Below are 22,616 nucleotides of genomic sequence, written 5' to 3' on the forward strand. Positions count from 1 at the left end.
GRCCTATTCCAGCAAGAGGTGGCGGGCGAGCCCTTCGATGTAGGTTTCATCCTGGCCGTTGGGGTGTGCTTCGAAGGCCAGGTGCAGGTATTCGTGGGTCAGGTCGAGACGGTCTTGTAGTGTCTGCGCGCCACGCACGTAGATGCGCTGGCGTTCGCGGTCGACATAGGGGCGGCCGAAGGCCAGACGGCATACGGCGAAGGTGCTGACTTCGCTGTAGCCGGTTTCGCTTTCAAGCCTTGGGCGCCAGCCGCGCCGTTGTTTCTGCAGCCATGTTTGTGCGGCGGGCAACGCTTCGCAGGACGCGACCGGGTTGTCCCAGCGACTGAGACTGGCGCGTGGGTAGGCGTGCAGCAGGATGGCGTCGTAGCGCTGGCCGGCACGGGCCTGTTCGACGGCTTGCTGCCAGGACAGTTTGTCCGGGCCGGGCTGGTCGGAATGGTAGGTGACGGTGCTGCCGGCCAGCACCAGGTCGCTGGTCCAGGCGGCGATGTCGCGTGACCCGGGCGACGCCGGACGCGGTGCGACCCGCTGACGGCTGCTGCTGTCGTCGATGCTCAGGCAGTCACCGCTGCGCGTAGCGTTTTGCAGCAGGTAGGTGCGGATGGCCACGGCCAGGGCTTTGGCGGCTTCGACCGGTTCGGCACTGGCTTCGCGCTGGAGAACACGGGCGACGTACTCTTCGCGATCCAGACGAGCCACGAGTTTGTCGTTCAGCAGAAACAGTTCGCCGTCGCTGTGAATATCCAGCGCATTCCCATTGGCGAATTCGACGCGGTAGTCACCCTGCAATGCCCCGGAAGTCAAAGCGGTGCCGCCTGACAGCACACGCCGAAGTGGATAGCGAGAGAACAGGTCGACCTCTACGCATCTCCCTGCATCCGCAGGCCATGAAACGGGAATCACCGTCGACATTGCCTGCGCGTAATCACGCAGTACCCGCTGACTGGTGCCCCGCCCTCCGGCCCAGACCGGTGTGCCATCCGCCATCCAACCGGCGAATCCACCCTGACGCGATATTGCGTCCTGATCCGCCAACCAGCTCCAGGTCTTCACCCGCAGACGACTGCCGAGTTCACCGACGACTTGGCCATCGGCGGCATTGAGCACTACATCGAGMAACACACGCCGGGCTTGATCCTGCGCCGGCAGCACGGCCAACACCTTCAACAGTTCCGCCACCGAAACCCGGGTAGCCGGTTGCAACGAAGGCAAATCCAGCAACCATTGCGGCGCCTGCCGCGCCTGCCAATAGGCTCGCCAGTCGGCATCGCCGATGCCCAACCGAGCGGGTTCGAAATACAGACCGCATGACTTCACCAACGCCTGATCTCGCTCGATCCTGCCGCCCGTCGTGCAGCAATAAACTTCTTCCTTCGACTGGCCGCGACATTCATACGCCGGCTCACGCGCGCCGGTGTCCACTAGCCAGGCGTAGACGAATAACTTCCACACACTGCCCAGCGGCGTCTGCAAGGTCTGCGGCAAGGGTTCGCGGGCGATCACCTGAGTTCGGTTCAGCGACAACAAATCGCCCTTGAAGGCCAGGCGCAGCGGTTCGTCCTGCGCCGTCGCCAGCGCAGGGATCAAACACAGCAAGCAACCTATCAGCAGCCTGTGCACGTCAGTGAACCGTGAGCTGGCCAAGAGCTGCTTTTTGCTCAAGCGCCTGATGCTGCGGCGCATAAACCTGGGTGAACCGCACCGGTGGCAAGTTGAACTGCCCCTTCTGCGAGAAACGCACCAAGTGCCGCAGGCGCAATTCGCCACTCAAGGCATCGACCGGAATGGCGTAGGCCATTTGTCCCGGTTCGAATCGCGCCTTTTCCAGTGACGTCGGCTCGGTGCCGGCCTTGCCCATGAGTTTGATGCCCCAGGTCGTGCGTTCGACATCAGCACCAGGCGGCAGCGGCACTTCCAGCATGCCGTAACGCAACGGTCTGGCGGCTTTGCTGGTGACGATCACTTCGTCGAGATAGAGGTTGTCGCTGGACAGCGGCGCGTTGCCGACCGCTTCAAGTTTGAAGGTGAAAGCCTCATCCCCCGGCACCAGTCGCGACAGGCGACGGGTGATGGTCACGGCCATCGGATCGACCACCGGCTGTTGGCTGCGGTAGCTCAATGCAGCGCGCAACGGACGCTCTTGCGCACCGGTCAGCGTCAATACCGCCGGCACGAGCGCAGCCCCCTGCCACGTCCAATACATCTCACCAGAAACTCCGTACTGCTTCTTCCAGCCTTCACCCGGCGCCAATGCAATGGTGGGAGATGCCTGCTCGATGCTGCGTTGCAGCCAGGTAAGTGCCAATGCACGTTCCAGGGTCGATTGCTGTGGCAATAGACGTTGCAACAACGCTTGAGCGTGAGCCTGATCGAAGGGTTGCAGCGACAGGTTCAGCGCTTCGGCAAACGGCTGGGAGCTGACCGCCAGACGCTGCTGCGCGTCGGCCAGTTGCCGATTGAACGCGTCCGGCAAAGCCACCTTCGCTTGCCTGGCCAGCGATGCCGTCAGCACCCGTGCGGCAGCCAGCCCCAACGCGGAATCCGGATCGCTCATGACGAGGCTGTCTTCGCCGTCTTCCATCAGATTCGCGGCAGTGCCCTCGCCCGCTTTCGCCAGGTCGTCCATCAAGCCACTGAGCAAGGTGTTGACCGGCAACTGCATCTGTCGGGCAAACGACAGGGTCAGCGCCCGCTGCAACAGCGGCGTGTTCTTCGCCTGCTTGGCGTAGACCTCCAGCACCCGCTGCCAATGCTCCGGCGGCAGGCTCAGTTCAAGCACCTGGCTGGCATGCCAGTCGGCGTAATAGGCGTAAGCGGTGAGGAACGCATCCGGCTCGCCGTCCATGCCCCACCAGGTGAAACACGCCGAAGGGCCGGCCATTTGCACCAGGCGCAAACGACTGTTTTGCATGATCAGGCGCAGGCGATCGCGGATCTGCGGATTCGCCGCCAGCGTCGGGTAGGCGATGCTCAACGGCAACAAGCGACTGGCGGTCTGCTCGACGCCACCGTAGGGGTAGCTCAGCAGGTCGTCGAGGGCAGAGCGGAACAACGCTTGCGGACTGTCATCCAGGCGCAGGCGAATATCACTGGCGTCTGCCGGCAACGTCAGCGGCGTATCACCCTCACCCACATCAAGGCTCTGGGTTTGAGTCACCTGCCAGCCTTCACCGGTCGCGCTCAGGCGCACCGCCAGGGCATCTGCGGTTTTGCCGTCCTGCACCAGCTCGGCGCTCCACTCGCCATTGGCCAGCTCAAAGGCCGGCAACGGGATGTAGTTGATGCCGCTGTTCAGGATTACAGGCAAGCGCTGTTCGTTGCCGACGTAACGGGTCACCAGTTCGGCCTTGACCGGTTTCTCGGCCTGACTGAAGGCGAACACGCCGAGGTCCGGTTTGTCGCCGGCGCGGAATCGAGTCGGGCCGCTCCACTTCAGGTACAGCGGTTTTTCCGAGCGCACGAATTGCTTCTTCTGCCCGACCTGCCCGCCATCGGCGATGGCCCTGGCGGTGATGCGCCAGCGGGTCAGGGAGTCGGGCATCTTGAAGGTGAAGCGGGTTTTGCCATTGGCATCGGTCAGCAACTCAGGTTGCCACGCCGCCGTGTCGACATCCTCGCGACGCGGTCGCTCCAGCACTTTCACGCCGCGCTCACTGCGATTGGCTTTGCCCGGTGCACCGGGGCTGCCCGGCAAGGCGACGTCATAACTGATGAACGACAAACTGGCGCTGGTGCGCACGTTGTTGCGCCGTGGGTGATAGAAGAACTGGTCGATGCTCGGCGCGACTTCCGGTTGCAGGGCGTAGACCATTTCATCGACCACGCTGACCGTCAGGTGCGCGGAAATCGCTTTGCCGGCGAACCGGGTGGTCAGGTCTACCGAGACGGTTTCACCTGGCTGATAGGTTTCCTTATCCGTGGCGATGGTCACGTCGATCTGTGGTGTCACCACCTTTATGCCGGCGTTCTGGAAACTGTACTGGCCGCCCTTGGTGTACAGCACCGAGAAGGTCAGGTTCGGCGCGAAACCRTCCTTCACCGGGATGCGTGCGCGATATTGGGTATCGCTGAGTTTTTCCAGTTTCAGCCAGTCACCGCCCCTGGACAGCAGCGCGGTCGCTTCGACCTTGTCCCGTTCCAGCGACAGCAGGGCATCGCTGACCGGTTCCGGGAAAGTGATCAACGCCAGCGCTTCATCGCCGGCGATGAACTCGGGCTTGTCGAGGATGATTTCCACGGTGCCGGGTACGGCTTTGACACCTTCGCCGGTAACCGAATGGCCGGTGGCGCCGACCACCCGACCATGATCATCCTTGAGCGTCAGGTTGTAGGTGCCCGGCCGGTCGAAGGCCAGGGTGAAACCTTTGTCGGTTGCCGCGAGTTTGCCTTCGCCGGTGCTCTGGTCCTCCAAACGCACCCAGCCATAGCTGCCCGGTGTAACGGCATCGGCCTGCTCGCCTTCGCGGGCGTAGCTGAAGGCAACCTTGTCACCCACTGCGCTGAAGCGTTGAGGCGCGCTCAAGCGGAAATTCGCCGCGCCACGGTCGATCAGGATTTCCTTGGTGGCCTTGACCCGATACGCCGCACCGTCGCTGGCAAATACAGTCAGCATGTAGCGACTCGGTTTGTCCGCTGCCGGCAAATCGAGGGACGCATTGCCCCTGGCGTCGGTGGTCAATTCGGTGCTGGTCAGCTCCACCGGAAATTGCCCGAGGTATTGCAGTTCGTTGTCGACCATCGACAGCTGTTGGGCGCGCAGGCTCAGGCTCAATTTCGCATTGGCCACCGGCTTGCCGTCCGGGTACAGCAGCACCAGGTTGCCCTTGACCGGCTCGCCAGTACGGTAATCCTGCTTGGCCAGATTGAGCGAAATCTCGAAATGCGGCTTGATGTATTCAGCGACGCGAAAGGCGCTGCTGTAGGCCTGATCCTTGTAGTTGAAACGCAGTTCATAACCACCGGCCACGGCATTGTCCGGTAACTGGAAACGGCCCTGGGTGCCGGCCCTGGAATCGAGCGTCAAGTCGAGGGATTGCAGCGCTGTGCCGGTCGCATCGAGCACGGTCACGTTGACGTCGGCCGCGGTGGGCTGCACCGAATCCCGGGCATTCTTGAACTCCCGTCCGACGATTTTCAGCGACACCCAGTCCCCCGGCCGATACAGCGGCCGGTCGGTGAAGGCATAGAGTTTGGTGTCGTAGATTTCGCTGTCGTAGTAGAAGTTTTCCGAGACGAACACCCCGCCCTCTTCGTCTTCACCGATCACGAACGAGCGCTCGGGGCTGACGTGTTTCAGGCGCAGCAAGCCATCAGTATCCGTAGCGCCGCTGCTCATAACGCCGAGGCCATCGGTCCACAGCACATTGACCTTCGGCACCGAACTCCCTTCGTGTTTGCGTGCGGCCCACACCAGCAGTTCGTCACCGGCAATCTTGCTCACCGCTACTGTGTTGGAGACGAACACCATGGTGGTCGCGCGGTACTTGCCGATCAGCGCTTCCACCAGATAAAGACCCGGTTTGAGATTGCCCAACGGGATGTACACGTTGCCCGGCGCGACACTGACGAACTCGCTGGAAGAACCGGCCAGGTTCACCCCTGCAGGTGGCTGAATCGGCTTGGCCTGCCACAACGGATAACGGAACTGGCTGACCACCGGCAACCCCGGTATCAGCGCGAATTGCGGCTGCGCATCGTAGGGCGTTGGCGCAGCCATCGCGTTGCCCATCTTCAGTTCCGGCACTTGCTCGGTGACTTGTTTACGCGACTCGTAGGAAAACGCCCGCTGCATCACCCGACGGGATTTGCGATACCAGTTGTCCCACAGGTAAGCGAGGGTGTTGGACAGGCCTTCACCCTTGAACTGGCCATCGCTGACCACCCGATGCAGGTTCTTCTGGCGCTTGAGGAAATCCAGCGGTTTGTCGATGCGATACACCCGAATGTCGGCGCCGCCGTAGGGCTCCATGCGAAACCGACGATAGTCGCGACCCGGTGCTTCGAGGCGCACCATCGCCTGTTCATCGCTGGCAAAGCTGCTGTCGGCCAGCAGGAAAAAACTCTCGCCGGCCACCGGCGCATAGCCGCTGGCCGGGACCGAATCGTCGGCGTTTACCGCCGTGAAAGGCAGCACCAATACCCACATCAGAGACAGAAAACGCAGCATGCGGGCACCGGTCATTGGGAAAGAAAATTCAGTCGATAGACGCCGATGAAGTTGGGGTTGGCTGCGTCGGGTATCCATCGGGTGTCCTTCCATGTCATGAGTTGCTGCAGGCTTGCCGAACGCATGCCGTTGTCGGTGGGTGTGCTGGTGCCGGTGTGATAGGCGATGTAACGGCCCATCCAGATCATCAGGTGCTGGTCGTCGCCCTGATCGAAAAACATCAGGTCGCCAGGTCGCGCCTGAGCCACATCGCGACTGACCAGACGGCTGTTGAACTGGATCAATTTGATTGCATTGACGTATGGCCCGACCTTGCCGCCGCCCTGCTGCCATTGCTGGGCAAGACCGCGCTGGGCATCGCTCAGTTGCAGCTCCGGCGGCAGGTAGCGATTGGACAGTCCATTGCTGCGCAGCCATTTGTCGTCATGGACTTTCAACGCTTCATTGGCAGCGAAGCGCACCAGCCCGGCGCAGTCCTGTTGATACCAGCGCGGGCTCGGGCCCTGGCTCAATTGCTCCTGGGCGATACGCACGAACCAGGCGCGGAACACCTGGGATTGCTGTGGGTCGAGTGACAGTGCCTCGACAGCGCGGGCACTCGCGCTCAGCAACAGCGCAAGCAGGCCGAGACTCCGCATCAATGCCGTCACAGGGCTTTCCACTCCAGCGGCAGCCACTGCCAGTGGCCGTCTGGCTCGCTGCCTTCGGGCAAGGTCAGGGCGTACTTGCCGTAGCCGCCGAGCTTGCGCAGTTTCGGGATCAGGTAGGTTTGCGCGGCGTTGTAGAACACCGGTTCCATGTCCTGGGGCAGGCTGTCGAGGGTTTCCTGCTGCATCAGTTGCGCCATGGAATCCGGGCCGAAATAGACCGGCATCAACAGGTCTTTCGGCACCACGTCGGCCATCGGCGGGAAGCGTTTGTCGAGGGTGCCGAGGGCCTTGTCCACCAGCTTGTCATCGAGGGAGAACAGCAGCGTTGAACCGTGCCGCGCCAGGCTGACTTTCATGAATGCCTTGCCGGTGATGGCGTCGGGGTCTTCAGCGTCCTTGGCCGCATAGGGGCCGAAACTGGAGCTGACCTGGCGTTGCCATTGATGGCTCTGGCCTTCTTGTTTTTCCACCACCGGGAAGGCGCCTGCTTCGACATTGGGCTCAAAGGCACCGACCATCGAGCCAAACAGGCTGCCCAGATCTCCATCCAGTTTGCCGCTGTCGTCATCAATGAGGCTGGCCACCAGCAAGGGCGTGTACAACCGCGAATCGGCATACCAGCACAGGCCCGCCGCGCCGGTCATGTGTTTGGTCAATGCCTGGGCCACCGTATCCTGCGCACCGAGTTTCACCAGCAGCGGTTTCTGTTGTTCGGCAGCCAGCGGCAACGCCACGCAAGCGCTGGCGCCCATGGGCATGGCTTGCCAGATCGGTTTGAAATCGAAGTCCGGCTGATTCTCCAGTTCGTCCATGGCCAGAAAGCTGTGCCAGCCCTTGTCGTCCATGTCGAAACGCAGGCCGGCGAAGTTCGGGATGAAACGCTGGTAACCCATGGCCAGCACGCTGGCATTCACCGACAGGCGTTGTTTCACCTGCGGCGTACGAGGTGGCAGGCCGAAGGCTTCGGGGAACAGTTTGTCGCCATTGAGCAACGCGGCAATGGCCGTGGTCGACACGCTGCCCGGTTCTTCCGTTGCACCGCTTTGCGGATCGTAGAGTTTCGCCGGGTTGGACAGCACCACCAGTTTGTCGCCATGGGACGCAAACAGCAGCGCCTTGCTCGCGTTGTAGTTGAGTTGATAGAGCGCCACGTCGTCGGTGCCGACCTTCACGTCAGCGACCTTGCTCAGCTGCGAGTCGTCCAGCGCCACTTTGGCCAACGGCTCCAGCACCTTGGCCAACCCGCCGCGATCCATCACCAGCAGGAAATCCTTCAGCCGCCCATCCGCCCCGCGCCACAACGCTACGTCGGCAGGCTGATCGAACAGCTGCTCGATCAAGGTGTCCTGCAGTTTCAGGTCGTGCTCGTAGATGATCCGCCGCAGACTGCCGATCAAGCCCAGGCGATCGGCGTGGCTTTCGTAATAGAAGACGAAATCTTCGGTCAGGGTTTCCTTGAGAAACGGTACCGCCAGCAAGTCCTTGGGCAACTGGCTCAGGGAATGGGTTTCCAGCAGGCCATCCGGGCGACTCATGCCCAGTTTGTCACTGGCCAACGCAGGCGCCGGGGCCTTGGGCTTGTGCATGAACCACCACAACCCACCGGCCACGACAACGACCAGGCATAACCCGATCAGCAGCGTCGGCCAATGCAGGGAAGGTTTGGCCGCGGGTGCGCCAGCGGCCGGAGTAACAGTGCTATCACTCATGTTCACAAAACCCGATGTTCATCCGTGGAGCGGGGATGCTTAGTAGTTGAAAGTCTTGACCAGCAGCAGGTCGCCGATTGCGCGTAGGGGCACGACGAACGTCTCGCGTTTTTCATCGACGGTGTTTTCGTTGAGCACCAGGTTGATCTGCGAGGTAATCACCTCGTTCTGGTTGCCGGACTCATCGAAGTTATAGCCGTCGCTGCCGAAGTTGCCCCAATAGTTCACGTAAACCAGATAGGTGCCATGCAGCGGTGCGGTCATGGTGAACATTTCCGGGCCCGGGCCATCGACGCCATCAGGGTCGAGGCCGCCGCCGTTGCTCATCGCCGGGCGCGCCCAGAAGGCATGCTGGCCGTCGGGGGTAATGATGTGCAGGTCGAGTTCGGCCTTCGGATCGTCCCAACCCAGCACCACGCGAATCCGCGCCGGGGTGCGCAGGTTGTTGGCTTCATAGAATTGAACACGCTTGAGGGACTGGCTTTCGGCGCTGCGCACTTCGACGCTGTTGGAGCCGGCGCCAAACGCATAGGGTCGGGCGAAACGCCCTTGCTCGTCGGTGTAGAGGTTCAGCGGATTGCCGTTGACCGCCAACGTGTGCGGCCCGCGCTGGGYGCCGATGGCCTTGAGCCGGCCTTCGATCATCGTGCGATTGCGCTGCACACCCCGGTCGATGGGTGGCGTGGGATAGGCGACTTGCGGGTTTTCGCTACGGTCCAGCAGACCGTTGTAACGCCAGCCACCCACCGGTTCCGATAACTCGGCATTCGGCGCAGCCAGAATCACGGGCGCGATAGTCAACCCGATCAGCAGCAAAAGAAATGAGCGCATGCGACGCCTCCTGCCATGCATGACGAAACCTTGCGCCCGATCCTCGGCGCGTTACAGATGTGGATACTGTGTTTCGTCTGAAAGACCCGTGACTATTGGGCCGTAGATGGCGCAAAGGTTAGCCAGTTGGTTGTTTTTTAACAATCGGATGGCTCCGAAATTGCGGCGGGAGTCACGGTAATGGGTGGACGGTGAGCCGAATACGCGTCATATTCGGCTCATTATGTGAGCCGAATAGCCCATCTAATCGGCTCACCCCTACTTAGAGCATCAAGTTCATGACACCTCAATGGATATGGCAGCAACCTGATTGGCCGGGTTTCACCTGGAGCGCCGAACGCTTGGCGCCCTTGTTACGCGAGTGCGTTCAAGCACAAGGTCGGCTAATGGGCATGGCCAGTTCCGTGGGCAGTTCGCTGAGCGCACAAAGTGAACTGGATGCATTGCTGCAGAACATCGTCACCTCGTCGGCGATAGAAGGCGAACAGCTGAATGTCGGTTCAGTTCGTTCTTCATTGGCGCGGCGATTGGGGTTGGAGCTCAATGATGGCGACAACGTCAGCAAGCGCAGTGAAGGACTCGCGCAATTAATGCTCGATGCGACGCAGCGTTTTGCCGAGCCGCTGACACTTGAACGATTGCTGGATTGGCATGAGTGGCTGTTTCCAGAACAGGAAATCGGCTTGGCCGCGCAAAGCATTCGTGTAGGTGCTTTGCGCGGCGATGATCCAATGCAAGTGGTTTCCGGTCGTCTCGACAGACCGACCGTGCACTTCGAAGCACCGCCTCGCCTGGGCCTTGAGCGCCAACTCGATGCTTTCCTCGAATGGTTTGAAACCAGCCGAAATCAGTCCGAGCTCGACCCTTTGCTGCGAGCTGGCATCGCACACTTCTGGTTTGTCACACTCCACCCGTTTGACGACGGCAACGGTCGCCTGACCAGGACGATCACCGACCTTGCATTGGCTCAAGGCGAGGCTCAGGCGATCCGTTTTTATGCCATGTCGGCGAGTATTCTCGAGGATCGATCTGGCTATTACCGGGTGCTGGAAACCTGCCAGAAATCCAACACGGACGTTACTGTTTGGCTCGAATGGTTCCTGCAAACTCTATTGCGCAGCCTGCAACAGGCCATGGCACGGATCGAATCCGTGCTGGGCAAAGCGCGCTTCTGGCAGGCGCACCGGGAGTCCGAGCTGTCGACCGAGCAGACCAAAGTACTGAATCGTTTGCTGGACGCAGGGGAGCGTGGATTCGAAGGCGGGATCAGTGCGGCGCAGTATCAAGCCGTTGCGAAAGTCTCCAAAGCGACCGCGACCCGGCATCTGGCCGAACTGCTGGAAAAGGAATGCCTGCAACGCCTGCCGGGTGGCGGGCGCAGTACTCGCTACCAGATCAAATATCCCGACCAAGCGCATCCTGAGCGCTGAAACCCTTGCACCAACCACCCCGCTCATTTGCCCATAACCCCCCTATCTGCTAGTGTCGCGCCGGTTTAACGTCAACCGGAAATCGCCGCCATGGCCCGCAAAAAAGCTGCACTGGATTTCGAACAGTCCCTCGCCGACCTGCAAACGCTGGTGGAGCATCTGGAGAATGGCGAATTGTCGCTGGAGGAGTCGCTGGCCGCTTTCGAGCAAGGCATCGGTCTGACCCGCGATTGCCAGGCGGCGCTGGCCCAGGCCGAGCAAAAGGTTCAGGTGCTGCTCGAGCGTGATGGCGAGTTGGCCGAGGAACCCTTCGACGCGGATCAGCCAGAATGATTGCAGCGTACTCGGCCACCAGCCAGGCCCGCGTCAATGCGGCTCTGGAAACCCTGTTCATCGCGCCGAGCCCTGAGCTGACGCGGCTGTATGAGGCCATGCGCTACAGCGTGATGAACGGCGGCAAACGCGTGCGTCCCCTGCTGGCCTACGCCGCGTGTGAAGCGTTGGGCGGCAAGCCCGAGCAAGCCAACGGTGCGGCCTGCGCCGTGGAACTGATCCACGCCTATTCGCTAGTGCATGACGATTTGCCGGCGATGGACGATGACGATCTGCGTCGCGGCCAGCCCACTACCCACAAGAAATTCGATGAAGCCTGTGCGATCCTCGCCGGCGACGGCTTGCAGAGCCTGGCCTTCAGCGCCCTGCTCGATCCACGCCTGAGCACGTCGGATGCCGAAATCCGCCTGCAAATGGTCAGCGCCCTGGCACTGGCCGCAGGCCCGGCGGGCATGGTCGGTGGTCAGGCCATCGACCTCGGCTCGGTCGGTCTGAAGCTTGACCAGAAAGCCCTGGAGTACATGCACCGGCACAAGACCGGCGCGCTGATCGAAGTCAGCGTCAAGCTCGGTGCACTGGCCAGCGGCCGTGCCGAGAAAGACGAACTCAAGTCCCTGCAGACTTATGCACAGGCCATCGGCCTGGCATTCCAGGTGCAGGACGACATTCTCGACGTCGAAAGCGATACCGAAACCCTCGGCAAACGCCAGGGCGCCGACATTGCCCGGGACAAACCGACCTATCCGGCCCTGCTCGGCCTCGACGCCGCCAAGGCTTATGCCCTGGAGCTGCGCGACCAGGCTCTGCACGCACTGCGACCGTTTGACGCGGCGGCCGAGCCGTTGCGCGATCTGGCCCGGTATATCGTCGATCGCCGCAGCTGACGGCGAATCCGCCAAAAAAAACCAACGCGTGGGCAGGGACCGATGCATCAGGTAAACTGCCGCATCTTTTATACCTATAACGATTCGCCTGATGCCCACGACGTTTCATGAGATTCCCCGCAAACGCCCAACCACGCCCCTGCTCGACCGCGCGAATACGCCGGACGGCCTGCGCCGGTTAGGCGAAGCCGAGCTGGAAACCCTGGCCGATGAGTTGCGCCTGGAATTGCTCTACACGGTCGGCCAGACCGGTGGGCATTTCGGTGCCGGGCTGGGCGTGATCGAGCTGACCATCGCGCTGCATTACGTCTTCGACACTCCGGACGACCGTCTGGTGTGGGACGTGGGTCATCAGGCTTATCCGCACAAGATCCTCACCGGTCGTCGCGAGCGCATGGGCACCCTGCGCCAGAAGGACGGCGTCGCTGCGTTCCCACGCCGCTCCGAAAGCGAGTACGACACCTTTGGCGTCGGCCACTCCAGCACCTCGATCAGTGCCGCGCTGGGCATGGCGATTGCCGCCCGCCTGCAAAACAGCGAGCGCAAGGCCATCGCGGTGATCGGCGACGGCGCGTTGACCGCGGGCATGGCGTTCGAGGCGCTGAACCATGCGCCGGAAGTGGACGCCAACATGCTGGTGATCCTCAACGACAACGACATGTCGATCTCGCGCAACGTCGGTGGTTTGTCGAACTATCTGGCGAAGATCCTTTCCAGCCGCACCTACGCCAGCATGCGCGAGGGCAGTAAAAAGGTCCTGTCGCGCCTGCCCGGTGCCTGGGAAATCGCCCGCCGTACCGAAGAATATGCCAAAGGCATGCTGGTTCCCGGCACGCTGTTCGAAGAGCTGGGCTGGAACTACATCGGCCCGATCGATGGCCACGACCTGCCGACCCTGATCGCTACCTTGCGCAACATGCGCGACCTGAAAGGTCCGCAGTTCCTGCACGTCGTCACCAAGAAAGGCAAAGGCTTCGCCCCGGCGGAAGTCGACCCGATCGGTTACCACGCCATTACCAAACTCGAACCGCTGGACGCCCCGGCCGTTGCGCCGAAAAAGGCCAGTGGACCGAAATATTCCGGTGTGTTCGGCGAATGGCTGTGTGACATGGCGGCTGCCGATCCGCGCCTGGTCGGGATTACCCCGGCGATGAAGGAAGGCTCGGATCTGGTCGCTTTCAGCGAACGATTCCCGCTGCGCTACTTCGACGTGGCCATTGCCGAGCAGCACGCCGTCACCTTCGCGGCCGGCATGGCCTGCGAAGGCGCCAAACCTGTGGTAGCCATTTATTCGACCTTCCTGCAGCGCGGCTACGACCAGTTGGTGCATGACGTCGCCGTGCAGAACCTCGACGTACTGTTCGCCATCGACCGCGCAGGACTGGTGGGCGAAGACGGTCCGACCCACGCCGGCAGTTTCGACCTTTCGTACCTGCGCTGCATCCCCGGCATGCTGGTGATGACTCCGAGCGATGAAAACGAGCTGCGCAAAATGCTCACCACCGGTCACCTGTATGAAGGCCCGGCGGCCGTGCGTTATCCACGCGGTAATGGTCCGAACGCGACCATCGAGAAAGACCTGGAGCCGATCGAGATCGGCAAGGGAGTGATTCGCCGCCATGGCAGCAAAGTCGCCCTGCTGGTGTTCGGCGTGCAACTGGCCGAAGCCCTGAAAGTCGCCGAGACGCTGGACGCGACCGTGGTCGACATGCGTTTCGTCAAGCCCCTGGATGAAGCGCTGGTTCGCGAAATCGCCGGCAGCCATGAACTGCTGGTGACCGTCGAAGAAAACGCAATCATGGGCGGCGCCGGTGGCGCGGTCAGCGAATTCCTCGCCCGCGAAAACATCCTCAAGTCGATGCTGCACCTGGGCTTGCCCGACATCTACGTCGAACACGCCAAGCCTGCGCAAATGCTGGCCGAGTGTGGTTTGGATGAAGCGGGAATCGAAGCGTCCATTCGCGAGCGCCTGCAACTGCTCAACATCTAAACGCAAAACCCTGTGGGAGCGAGCTTGCTCGCGATAGCGGTCTGTCAGTCGACTCRGATGTTGACTGATACACCGCTATCGCGAGCAAGCTCGCTCCCACAGTGGTTTTCAGCGTCTATCAAAACTGTATTCGCCTCAAAGCACCAACGGACTGCCAATGAAACTCTCCCCCTTCGCCCTGACGCTGACCCTGCTGCCGGCCGGTCAACTGCTGGCCGACACCTTCGAACGCGATCAGGCCCTGAAGCTGCCCGATGTGTTGATCAGTGCCAACCGCCAGGTCGAAGCGCGCAATGACAGCAGTGCAGCCAACAGCGTCTTTACCCGCGAAGACATCGATCGCCTGCAACCCAATAGCGTCACCGACCTGCTGCGTCGCGTACCGGGCGTGCAAGTCGTGCAAACCGGCGGGCGCGGCAGCCTTCCGGGTGTCTACATTCGCGGCACCCAGTCGGCCCAGAGCCTGGTACTGGTGGACGGCCAGCGTATCGGCAGCTCGAGCTCCGGCGACAGCAACCTGCAACACATCAACATCGAACAAGTCGAGCGCGTGGAAGTGCTGCGCGGCTCCCGCTCGGTGATTTATGGCAGCGATGCGATTGGCGGGGTGATCCAGATCTTCACCCGTCGTAGTGGCGAACAGGGCCTGCAACCTCGACTGCATATGGGCTTTGGCAGCAACCAGACTTGGGAGCGCAGCCTCGGTTTGTCCGGTGGCGATGCACACACCCGCTTCAACCTCGGCGCCAGCCTCGACGAAACCGCCGGGATCAATCGCACCCACGAGTCGTATCCCAGCGACGGCGACCATGACGAATACCGCAACAAATCCGTCAGCCTGAGCCTCAGCCATGCGCTGACCGATGACATCGAAGTCGGTGCCAACCTGCTGGATAACCGCGGCAAAAGCGAGTTCGACAACCCGTTCGGGCGCTTCGACATGAATACGTTCAAGTCGGTCCAACAACAGCCCTACAACGAATTCGATGTGAGCAGTGTCAGCAGTTACATCGACGCGCGCATCAATGATCTGTGGAAAACCCGCATCGAGTTCGGCCATAGCGAAAACCGCGAGAAGACCCTGGACAAGCTCAGCGATGAGCGCAGCGTGTTCAACACCTACCGCGATTCGGTGAACTGGCAGAACGACCTGACGCTCAACGAGCGCAATAGCTTGCTGCTCGGAGGTGACTGGTATGAAGACCGCATCAACAGCAGCACCGCGTTCGATGAGGACAGTCGCTGGAACCGAGCGGCGTACATCCAGCACCGCTATCAGGCCGACAGTTTCTCCACGGAGCTGGGCCTGCGTCATGACGATAACCAGCAGTTTGGCAGCCAGAATACCTGGAGCGGCACCCTCACTCTGCCGCTGAACCCGGACAACGAAATGCTACTGACCTACAGCGAAGGCTTCCGCGCGCCGACGTTCAACGATCTGTACTACCCCGACTTCAGTAACCCGGACCTGAAGCCGGAGACGTCGAAAAGCTATGAGCTGCAATGGCGCAGTCAATTGACCGAGAGCAGTCGCCTGGAGGCGTCGCTGTATCGTACCGACCTCGAAGACGCAATCATCGCCGGCAGCAACTCGCCCCCCCAGAACGTCGCCTCGGCGCGAATCAACGGCTTCGAAGCCGCACTGAAGCAGGACCTGTTCGGCTGGCAGAGCAACCTCGGCGTGGCGATCATCGACCCGCGCGACCGTGACACGGGCCGCACCCTGGCCCGTCGTGCGCGGCGCACCTTGAGCTGGGATCTGGACCGTCAGTTCGATCGCCTTGGCCTCGGTGCCAGTTGGCAAGCGGTCAGCAGCAGCTATGACGACTTGAACAATCAACAGCCGCTGGGTGGTTATGCTCTGTTGGGATTGCGCAGCAGCTGGGAGCTCAATCGTGAAATCAGTCTGGAGCTGAAGGTCGACAACCTGCTGGACAAGGGTTACAGCCGGGCGCTGTACAGCTTCCAAGGTAGCCAGTACGGGTATCGCGAAGAGGGTCGGGCGTGGATGTTCGGGGTGACGTGGACGCCGGAGATCTGATCTGAAGTTTTCGGCACATGGAATGGCCTCATCGCGAGCAAGCTCGCTCCCACAGGTTTTGGATTGGATTACAGATTTGCAATCAAACCGAATCCCTGTGGGAGCGAGCTTGCTCGCGATGAAGGCACCTCGGTCTCAGCGATCCGGCGCGATCAAGCTACACAGCTTTGCAGTCGCCTCGATCATCTGCCCACTCGGCCGCTCCAGGCCCTTGTCTGTCACCAATCGCAACTGCCCCTGTGCCACGGCCGCCACCTGCGGCCAGGCTTTCCACGCATCGAGTTGCGCCTGATCGCTGGCCAGAATCACCTCGGGATTACGCTGCAATACGGCTTCCACACTGACCTGCGGTGCCGGCAGTTTCAGGTCACCAAATACGTTTTGCGCACCGCAGACCTGTAGCGCATCGCTGATGATCTGCTCGCCGCCAACCGTATACAGCGGCCGGTCCCAGACCTGATAGAACACTCGTAACGGCTTGTCCCGGCGATAGCGTTGGCGCAATTCATCCAGCCGCTGGCGTAAGTCGTTGGCCAATGAAGTTCCGCGTTCAGGCCGACCAAGCCGAGCGGCAATGGTCTCGATCTGTGCGGCGAGCTGGTTCAGGCTGTGGGGTTCGGCGACGTAGGTGGGAATATTCAGGCGCTTGAGCTGGTCACGCTGGGCCGGGCCGACGCTACCGGGCCATAGCAGCAACAGATCGGGATTCAGGCTGAGTAACCGCTCCATGTCCAGCTGGCCATAGCGGCCAACGGAGGGCAGGTTCTTGAGTTCGGCAGGTCGTTCACCAGCGTCAAGTACACCGACCAGGAGGTCGGCGGAGCCCAGTTCAACGACGATTTCAGAGAGCGACGGTGCAAGGCTGACAACCCGCTCGACCGCGATGGCCGAGCTGCTGGCGGCCAGCAGCAACACCGCCAGCCAGAGCGCGCGCATCAACCGAGTTGACGCGGAATACGGTAGAGGTAGAACAGCACGACGGTCGACAGCGCCAGCAGCATCAGCGGCACCGCTTCAAGACCGACGAACACCGCCAGGGCAGCGATCCAGGCCGGCAGGCCGGCGGCAAGGAATGCCGTGCGCCGCTTGGYCGCCAGACTGATCCAGGCAGCAGGCTCATCCGGGGTATCGAGGGCTTTCTGGGTGGCGATCAGCGCGTGTTTGTAGGCACCGAAAAACCTCAGGCTGACAAACATCGAGGCGACTCCAGCGATGAACAACGGCATCGCCAGTACAGGCAGGATGGCTTCGCTCTGGCCGAACACCGCGTTGATCACAAACAGCGGCAACAAGGCCAGTGCCAGGTACTGCCACCAGTTGACGGACAGTCGCCGCCGCACCTGACCGCGGGTCACGCCCGGTCTACCTCGCCCTGATGCTCATTGCCCATCATGTGATCGAGCTTGCTGGCCTTGGTCGCCAGGTAGAGTCGGTTATGCGGGTTGTGGCCGGTGTGCAGCGGCACGCGTTCGGCGACCACGATACCCATGTCGGTCAGGGCCTTGACCTTGCGTGGGTTGTTGGTCATCAGGCGCAATGACTTCACGCCCAGGTGCTCCAGCATCGGCAGGCACATGGCGTAGTCACGCTGGTCGGCGGCAAAGCCCAGGCGTTCGTTGGCTTCGACGGTGTCGGCACCACCGTCCTGCAGCTCATAGGCGCGGATCTTGTTCAGCAGGCCAATGCCCCGACCTTCCTGACGCAGGTAGAGCAAAACGCCGCGACCTTCGCGGGCAATGGCCTGCAAGGCGGCCTCCAGTTGCGAGCCGCAGTCGCAACGCTGGCTGAACAAGGCATCGCCCGTCAGGCATTCGGAGTGCAACCGGCCGAGTACCGGGGCACCGTCGGCGAATTCACCCAGGCTCAGCACAACGTGCTCGCGGCCGGTGGCTTCATCGAGAAAGCCGTGCATGGTGAATTGCGCAAAAGGCGTTGGCAGCTTGGAAGCGGCGACAAAAACGACAGGCACCGGTGTGCTCCTGATCTAAAGAGTCTGAAGATTCGCAGAGCCGGCATTGTAACAGCAGGTTCCGGGCGACGCTTAGGCTGAATTATCGGCGATAACTATCAAAAAGTTTGATATTCGCCCGCAAGACACTACCCCTGTGGGAGCGAGCTTGCTCGCGATAGCGGTGTATCAGCAGCGTATTCGTCAACTGAAAGTCCGCCATCGCGAGCAAGCTCGCTCCCACAGGGTGACGGCGGTGTCCCCCCCGGTCAGGCGAAAAACCACACCAGTCCCTGCATCGCCAACCAGGCGAACACCCCGGCCAGGACATCATCGAGCATGATGCCGACGCCGCCATGTACGTGCCGGTCAATCCAGCGAATCGGCCACGGTTTGAGGATGTCGAAGAAGCGGAATATCAAGAAACCCGCGAGCAACCATTGCCAACCTTCCGGCACCAGCCACAGGGTGATCCACATCCCGACCATTTCGTCCCAGACGATGCCTTCATGGTCGTGTACCCGTAAATCGTCGGCCACTTTGCCGCACAGCCAGAAGCCGAACAACATGGTGATGCCCAGCATCAGCCAGTAACCCCAGTCGGGAAGCATTTGCCACAACGGGATAAAAGGCAGCGCAACTAACGACCCCCAAGTGCCCGGCGCCTTTGGCAAGGTGCCCGAGCCGAAGCCGAACGCCAAAAAATGCCACGGATTACGCCAGACCGACGGCGGTACGTTTTCCGCCGGGACCTGCTTGGGATGATCTGTCACGGTGACTCCCGAAAATGTTGATAACCCCGGGTTTGCGGGGTGATGTCTTTGCCATCGGCGTCCAGCAGTGTCACGCCCTGCCCCGTTACCACCCGCCCAATCACATGGATCGGCCAACCGTCGGCCAGCAATAGCGGCAACTCGACGGACGGTAAGGTGAAGACCAGGACGTAATCGTCGCCGCCGCTCAGGGCCGCAGCTTGTGCGCCCGCTTGACCGAGAAAGTCGAGCAGCGCTTTGGAGAGCGGCAGGCGATCTCGCTCGACTTGAATACCGACCTTCGAAGCCAGCGCGATATGCCCGCAATCAGCGAGTAGACCGTCGGAGATATCCATTGCCGAAGTGGCCTTGCCCCGCAGCGCCTGACCCAAGCCGAGCTGCGGTTGCGGCGACCAGTAATGCGCCAGCAACGGCTCGGCGATGCTCGCTGGGGCCGTGCGCTGGCCGAGCACCAATGGCAAGGCACCCGCTGCATTGCCCAGGTCGCCGCCGACACACAACAGGTCGCCCGGTTGTGCGCCGCTGCGGGTCAACGCCAGGCCATCCGGTACGCGACCGAATACGGTCATGGTCATGCTTAACGGCCCACGGGTGGTATCGCCACCTACCAACGCCACACCGCAGCTTTGCGCCATGGTGTTCAAACCACGGGCATAGTCCTGCAACCATTCGGCAGTCACCGTCGGCAAGGTCAGGGCAAGGGTAAAGGCAACCGGGGTGGCGCCCATGGCAGCCAGGTCGCTGACGGCCACGGCCAACGAGCGCTGACCGAGCAGAAACGGATCGCAGGGATCGGCGAAGTGCACGCCGGCCACCAACGTATCGGTAGAGATCGCCATCTGTTCCCCCGGGGGAACAGTCAGCAAGGCGCAGTCATCGCCAATCCCGAGGGCAACGCCTTCGCCGCCCTGCGCACAAGGCGCGGCAGCGAAGAAATTGCGGATCAGCTCAAACTCGCCCATGGCTTCGTGTCGACATTCCAAGCGCCAATCAGCGCTTGAACGCCTTCACTTCAGCTTCACGCAGACGCGGGGCCAGCTTGTCGAGCACACCGTTGACGAACTTGTGGCCGTCGGTGGAACCGAAGACCTTGGCCAGTTCGATACCCTCGTTGATCACAACGCGGTACGGCACGTCGACGCGCTTGAGCAGTTCCCAGGTGGACAGGCGCAGAACCGCCAGTTCAACCGGGTCGAGCTCTTCGATGGTCAAGTCCAGGCATGGCGTGAGTGCGGTGTCGATTTCGGTCTTGAACTGCGGAACCCCGTGCAGGATTTCGCGGAAGTACGCGCCGTCGACATCGGTGAAATCGTTATCGACCCGGAACTGCGCTTCGATCTCGTTCAGCGACTGCTTGGCCATGTGCCATTGGTACAGCGCCTGAGTCGCGAGCTGACGGGCTTCGCGACGCTTGACGCTTTTCGATGGCTTGCCGGCATCCGCAGGCTTTGGGTCGCGTGGGTTGAATCGATCGCTTTCGTCGCTAATCACTTGGCCTCCAACTGCGCCAGCAGGCTGACCATTTCCAGAGCGGACAGGGCAGCTTCAGCACCTTTGTTACCGGCCTTGGTGCCGGAACGTTCAATGGCTTGCTCGATGGAATCAACGGTCAGCACGCCGAATGCGACCGGAACGCCGAACTCCATGGACACCTGGGCCAGGCCCTTGGTGCATTCGCCAGCCACGTATTCGAAGTGCGGAGTGCCGCCACGAATGACCGCGCCCAAGGCGATGATTGCCGCGAATTCGCCTTTTTGGGCGACTTTCTGCGCAACCAGCGGAATTTCGAAGGCGCCAGGCGCGCGGATGATGGTGATGTCGCTTTCGCTCACGCCGTGGCGAACCAGGGCATCAACTGCACCGCTGACCAGGCTTTCAACGACGAAGCTGTTGAAACGGCCCACTACCAGAGCGTAGCGGCCTTTAGGGGCGATGAAGGTACCTTCGATGGTCTTCAGGGTCATTCGATAGATCTCTTAAAGAGCCGGGACGCGTCTCGTACGCGTCCCTCGGTGATATTTGAACCGCGAATTCAGGGCCGGAAACAACCGGTCATTATTCGGAGGGCACGTATTCTACAACTTCCAGATCGAAACCGGATATCGCATTAAATTTCATGGGTGCCGACATCAGGCGCATTTTGCGCACACCGAGGTCACGCAGGATCTGCGAACCGGCACCGACAATGCTGTAGGTGGTCGGTTTTTTCACGGCCGCGTGGTCGGCGGTTTCGCGGATGTGCGCCAGCAACACGTCGCCATCGAGCGGGTGACCCAGCAACAACACCACGCCACTGCCCGCCTCGGCGACCGCAGCCATGGCGGCGCGCAGGCTCCAGCGGCCCGGTTGCTTGACCATCAGCAGGTCACGCAGCGGGTCCATGTTGTGCACGCGAACCAGGGTCGGTTCTTCGGCACACACGTTGCCCAGGGTCAGGGCCATGTGCACGTCGCCTTCCACCGAATCACGGTAGGTCACCAGGTTGAATTGGCCCAGTTCGCTGTCCAGTGGCTGCTCGGCAATCCGCTGAACGGTACGTTCGTGGATCATCCGGTAGTGAATCAGGTCGGCGATGGTGCCGATCTTGATGTCGTGTTCGGCGGCAAAAGCTTCCAGCTCGGCGCGACGGGACATGGTGCCGTCGTCGTTCATCACTTCACAGATCACACCGCTCGGCTCGAAACCGGCCATGCGCGCCAGGTCGCAGGCGGCTTCGGTGTGGCCGGCGCGGGCCAGGGTACCGCCGGCCTGGGCCATCAGCGGGAAGATGTGACCGGGGCTGACGATGTCTTCAGCCTTGGCATCACGGGCGGCGGCGGCCTGCACGGTGCGCGCACGGTCGGCGGCGGAAATGCCGGTGGTCACGCCGGTGGCCGCTTCGATCGATACGGTGAACTTGGTGCCGAAACCGGAACCGTTGCGCGGCGCCATCAACGGCAGCTTGAGCAGTTCGCAGCGCTCGCGGCTCATCGGCATGCAGATCAGGCCACGGGCGTGCTTGGCCATGAAGTTGATGTGCTCGGGCTTGCAGCACTCGGCGGCCATGATCAGGTCGCCTTCGTTCTCGCGGTCTTCGTCATCCATGAGGATGACCATCTTGCCTTGGCGGATGTCTTCAACCAGTTCTTCGATGCTATTGAGCGCCACAAGGCACCCCCTTGAGTCAGGATTTGAGGTAGCCGTTGGCGGCCAGAAAGCTTTCGGTAATGGTGCTGCCGGCGGTCGGCTCTGCAGCCTTGTCGCCCAAAAGCAGACGTTCCAGGTAACGGGCCAGCAAGTCCACTTCCAGGTTCACCCGGCGACCTGGCTGGTACGACGCCATGATGGTTTCGCTCAGGGTGTGCGGAATGATGGTCAGCAGGAACTCGGCGCCATCGACTGCGTTCACGGTCAGGCTGGTGCCGTCGACGGTGATCGAGCCTTTATGGGCGATGTACTTGGCCAGGTCCTTCGGCGCGCGGATGCGGAATTCCACGGCCCGCGCGTTCTCGGTACGGGCAACCACTTCGCCCACGCCGTCGACGTGACCGCTGACCAGATGCCCGCCGAGGCGAGTGGTCGGGGTCAGGGCTTTTTCCAGGTTGACCGGGCTGCCGCTTTTCAGGTCGTTCATGGCGGTGCAGTCGAGGGTTTCGCGACTGACGTCGGCGGCAAAGCCGTTGCCCGGCAACTCAACGGCGGTCAGGCACACGCCGTTGACCGCGATGCTGTCGCCCAGTTTGACGTCGCTCAGATCGAGCTTGCCGGTTTCGACGTGTACCCGTACATCACCGCCCTTTGGGGTCAATGCACGAATACTGCCGATGGATTCGATGATGCCGGTAAACATGAGGTTCTCCTCGAGAACAAAGCCCGCGC

At 61.5% G+C, this 22,616-nt stretch carries 19 protein-coding genes; 5 read left to right on the top strand and 14 right to left on the bottom strand.

Translation table 11 applies throughout. From position 1 onward, the window contains the following. Positions 1-3 precede the first annotated feature (3 nt). Genes ACXRVY_RS01845 through ACXRVY_RS01865 form a run of 5 tightly spaced genes read right to left on the bottom strand, consistent with a single transcriptional unit; the run spans position 4 to position 9,359 of the window. Complete coding sequence (locus tag ACXRVY_RS01845; protein ID WP_458236981.1) at positions 4-1,647, bottom strand: DUF2300 domain-containing protein; 1,644 nt, start codon at positions 1,645-1,647, stop codon at positions 4-6. Next, positions 1,625-6,184 carry an alpha-2-macroglobulin family protein gene (locus ACXRVY_RS01850; RefSeq protein WP_223460837.1) on the bottom strand — a complete coding sequence of 1,520 codons (4,560 nt, stop codon included), beginning with the start codon at positions 6,182-6,184 and terminating at the stop codon, positions 1,625-1,627. The genes ACXRVY_RS01845 and ACXRVY_RS01850 overlap by 23 nt, the downstream gene beginning before the upstream one ends. Further along, on the bottom strand, positions 6,181-6,807 hold the full coding sequence (locus ACXRVY_RS01855; RefSeq protein ID WP_223461060.1) for a DUF1175 domain-containing protein: 627 nt from the start codon (positions 6,805-6,807) through the stop codon (positions 6,181-6,183). The genes ACXRVY_RS01850 and ACXRVY_RS01855 overlap by 4 nt, the downstream gene beginning before the upstream one ends. Before the next feature lie 8 nt (positions 6,808-6,815). After that, positions 6,816-8,528 carry a DUF2138 domain-containing protein gene (locus tag ACXRVY_RS01860; RefSeq protein ID WP_223460834.1) on the bottom strand — a complete coding sequence of 571 codons (1,713 nt, stop codon included), beginning with the start codon at positions 8,526-8,528 and terminating at the stop codon, positions 6,816-6,818. A 39-nt stretch (positions 8,529-8,567) separates the two neighbouring features. Continuing rightward, a complete protein-coding gene (locus ACXRVY_RS01865; protein ID WP_458236982.1) occupies positions 8,568-9,359 on the bottom strand; it encodes a YfaP family protein in 792 nt (263 codons plus the stop codon). 278 nt (positions 9,360-9,637) lie between these two features. Here ACXRVY_RS01865 and ACXRVY_RS01870 point away from each other — a divergent pair, with 278 nt between their 5' ends. The 5 genes from ACXRVY_RS01870 to ACXRVY_RS01890 all read left to right on the top strand — a co-directional run bounded on the left by ACXRVY_RS01870 (position 9,638) and on the right by ACXRVY_RS01890 (position 16,037). Then, positions 9,638-10,789 carry a Fic family protein gene (locus ACXRVY_RS01870; protein ID WP_223460829.1) on the top strand — a complete coding sequence of 384 codons (1,152 nt, stop codon included), beginning with the start codon at positions 9,638-9,640 and terminating at the stop codon, positions 10,787-10,789. Between the two features lie 90 nt (positions 10,790-10,879). Further along, positions 10,880-11,122, top strand: coding sequence for an exodeoxyribonuclease VII small subunit (locus ACXRVY_RS01875; protein WP_223460827.1), 243 nt, complete (start codon positions 10,880-10,882; stop codon positions 11,120-11,122). Beyond that, positions 11,119-12,006 carry a (2E,6E)-farnesyl diphosphate synthase gene (gene ispA, locus ACXRVY_RS01880; protein WP_223460825.1) on the top strand — a complete coding sequence of 296 codons (888 nt, stop codon included), beginning with the start codon at positions 11,119-11,121 and terminating at the stop codon, positions 12,004-12,006. Before ACXRVY_RS01875 ends, ispA begins: the two co-directional genes overlap by 4 nt. 91 nt (positions 12,007-12,097) lie before the next feature. After that, entirely contained in the window at positions 12,098-13,996 is a 1,899-nt protein-coding gene (gene dxs, locus ACXRVY_RS01885; protein WP_223460823.1) for a 1-deoxy-D-xylulose-5-phosphate synthase, read from the top strand. 157 nt (positions 13,997-14,153) lie between these two features. Continuing rightward, positions 14,154-16,037 carry a TonB-dependent receptor domain-containing protein gene (locus ACXRVY_RS01890; protein ID WP_223457665.1) on the top strand — a complete coding sequence of 628 codons (1,884 nt, stop codon included), beginning with the start codon at positions 14,154-14,156 and terminating at the stop codon, positions 16,035-16,037. 135 nt (positions 16,038-16,172) lie between these two features. Here ACXRVY_RS01890 and ACXRVY_RS01895 read toward each other — a convergent pair whose 3' ends face one another. The 9 genes from ACXRVY_RS01895 to ACXRVY_RS01935 all read right to left on the bottom strand — a co-directional run bounded on the left by ACXRVY_RS01895 (position 16,173) and on the right by ACXRVY_RS01935 (position 22,587). Beyond that, the gene (locus ACXRVY_RS01895) at positions 16,173-16,973 is read right to left on the bottom strand and encodes a cobalamin-binding protein (RefSeq protein WP_223457666.1); all 801 of its coding nucleotides are present in this window, start codon (positions 16,971-16,973) and stop codon (positions 16,173-16,175) included. Then, positions 16,973-17,392, bottom strand: coding sequence for an MFS transporter (locus ACXRVY_RS01900; RefSeq protein WP_458236983.1), 420 nt, complete (start codon positions 17,390-17,392; stop codon positions 16,973-16,975). The genes ACXRVY_RS01895 and ACXRVY_RS01900 overlap by 1 nt, the downstream gene beginning before the upstream one ends. Then, positions 17,389-18,006 (bottom strand): GTP cyclohydrolase II, encoded by a 618-nt coding sequence (ribA, locus tag ACXRVY_RS01905; RefSeq protein WP_150726901.1) that lies wholly within the window; start codon positions 18,004-18,006, stop codon positions 17,389-17,391. The genes ACXRVY_RS01900 and ribA overlap by 4 nt, the downstream gene beginning before the upstream one ends. Positions 18,007-18,254: 248 nt before the next feature. After that, positions 18,255-18,758, bottom strand: a complete 504-nt coding sequence (locus ACXRVY_RS01910; RefSeq protein ID WP_223457668.1) for a phosphatidylglycerophosphatase A family protein — start codon at positions 18,756-18,758, stop codon at positions 18,255-18,257. Next, complete coding sequence (gene thiL, locus ACXRVY_RS01915) at positions 18,755-19,720, bottom strand: thiamine-phosphate kinase (protein ID WP_223457670.1); 966 nt, start codon at positions 19,718-19,720, stop codon at positions 18,755-18,757. Before thiL ends, ACXRVY_RS01910 begins: the two co-directional genes overlap by 4 nt. Before the next feature lie 28 nt (positions 19,721-19,748). Then, positions 19,749-20,249, bottom strand: a complete 501-nt coding sequence (gene nusB / locus ACXRVY_RS01920; RefSeq protein WP_008053839.1) for a transcription antitermination factor NusB — start codon at positions 20,247-20,249, stop codon at positions 19,749-19,751. Next, the gene (gene ribH / locus ACXRVY_RS01925; protein WP_003228649.1) at positions 20,246-20,722 is read right to left on the bottom strand and encodes a 6,7-dimethyl-8-ribityllumazine synthase; all 477 of its coding nucleotides are present in this window, start codon (positions 20,720-20,722) and stop codon (positions 20,246-20,248) included. The genes nusB and ribH overlap by 4 nt, the downstream gene beginning before the upstream one ends. A gap of 91 nt (positions 20,723-20,813) precedes the next feature. Then, on the bottom strand, positions 20,814-21,905 hold the full coding sequence (gene ribBA, locus ACXRVY_RS01930) for a bifunctional 3,4-dihydroxy-2-butanone-4-phosphate synthase/GTP cyclohydrolase II (RefSeq protein ID WP_090325554.1): 1,092 nt from the start codon (positions 21,903-21,905) through the stop codon (positions 20,814-20,816). A gap of 16 nt (positions 21,906-21,921) precedes the next feature. After that, complete coding sequence (locus ACXRVY_RS01935; RefSeq protein ID WP_008018158.1) at positions 21,922-22,587, bottom strand: riboflavin synthase; 666 nt, start codon at positions 22,585-22,587, stop codon at positions 21,922-21,924. Between the last annotated feature and the right edge of the window lie 29 nt (positions 22,588-22,616).

Source organism: Pseudomonas sp. P5_A2_2 (assembly GCF_054177685.1).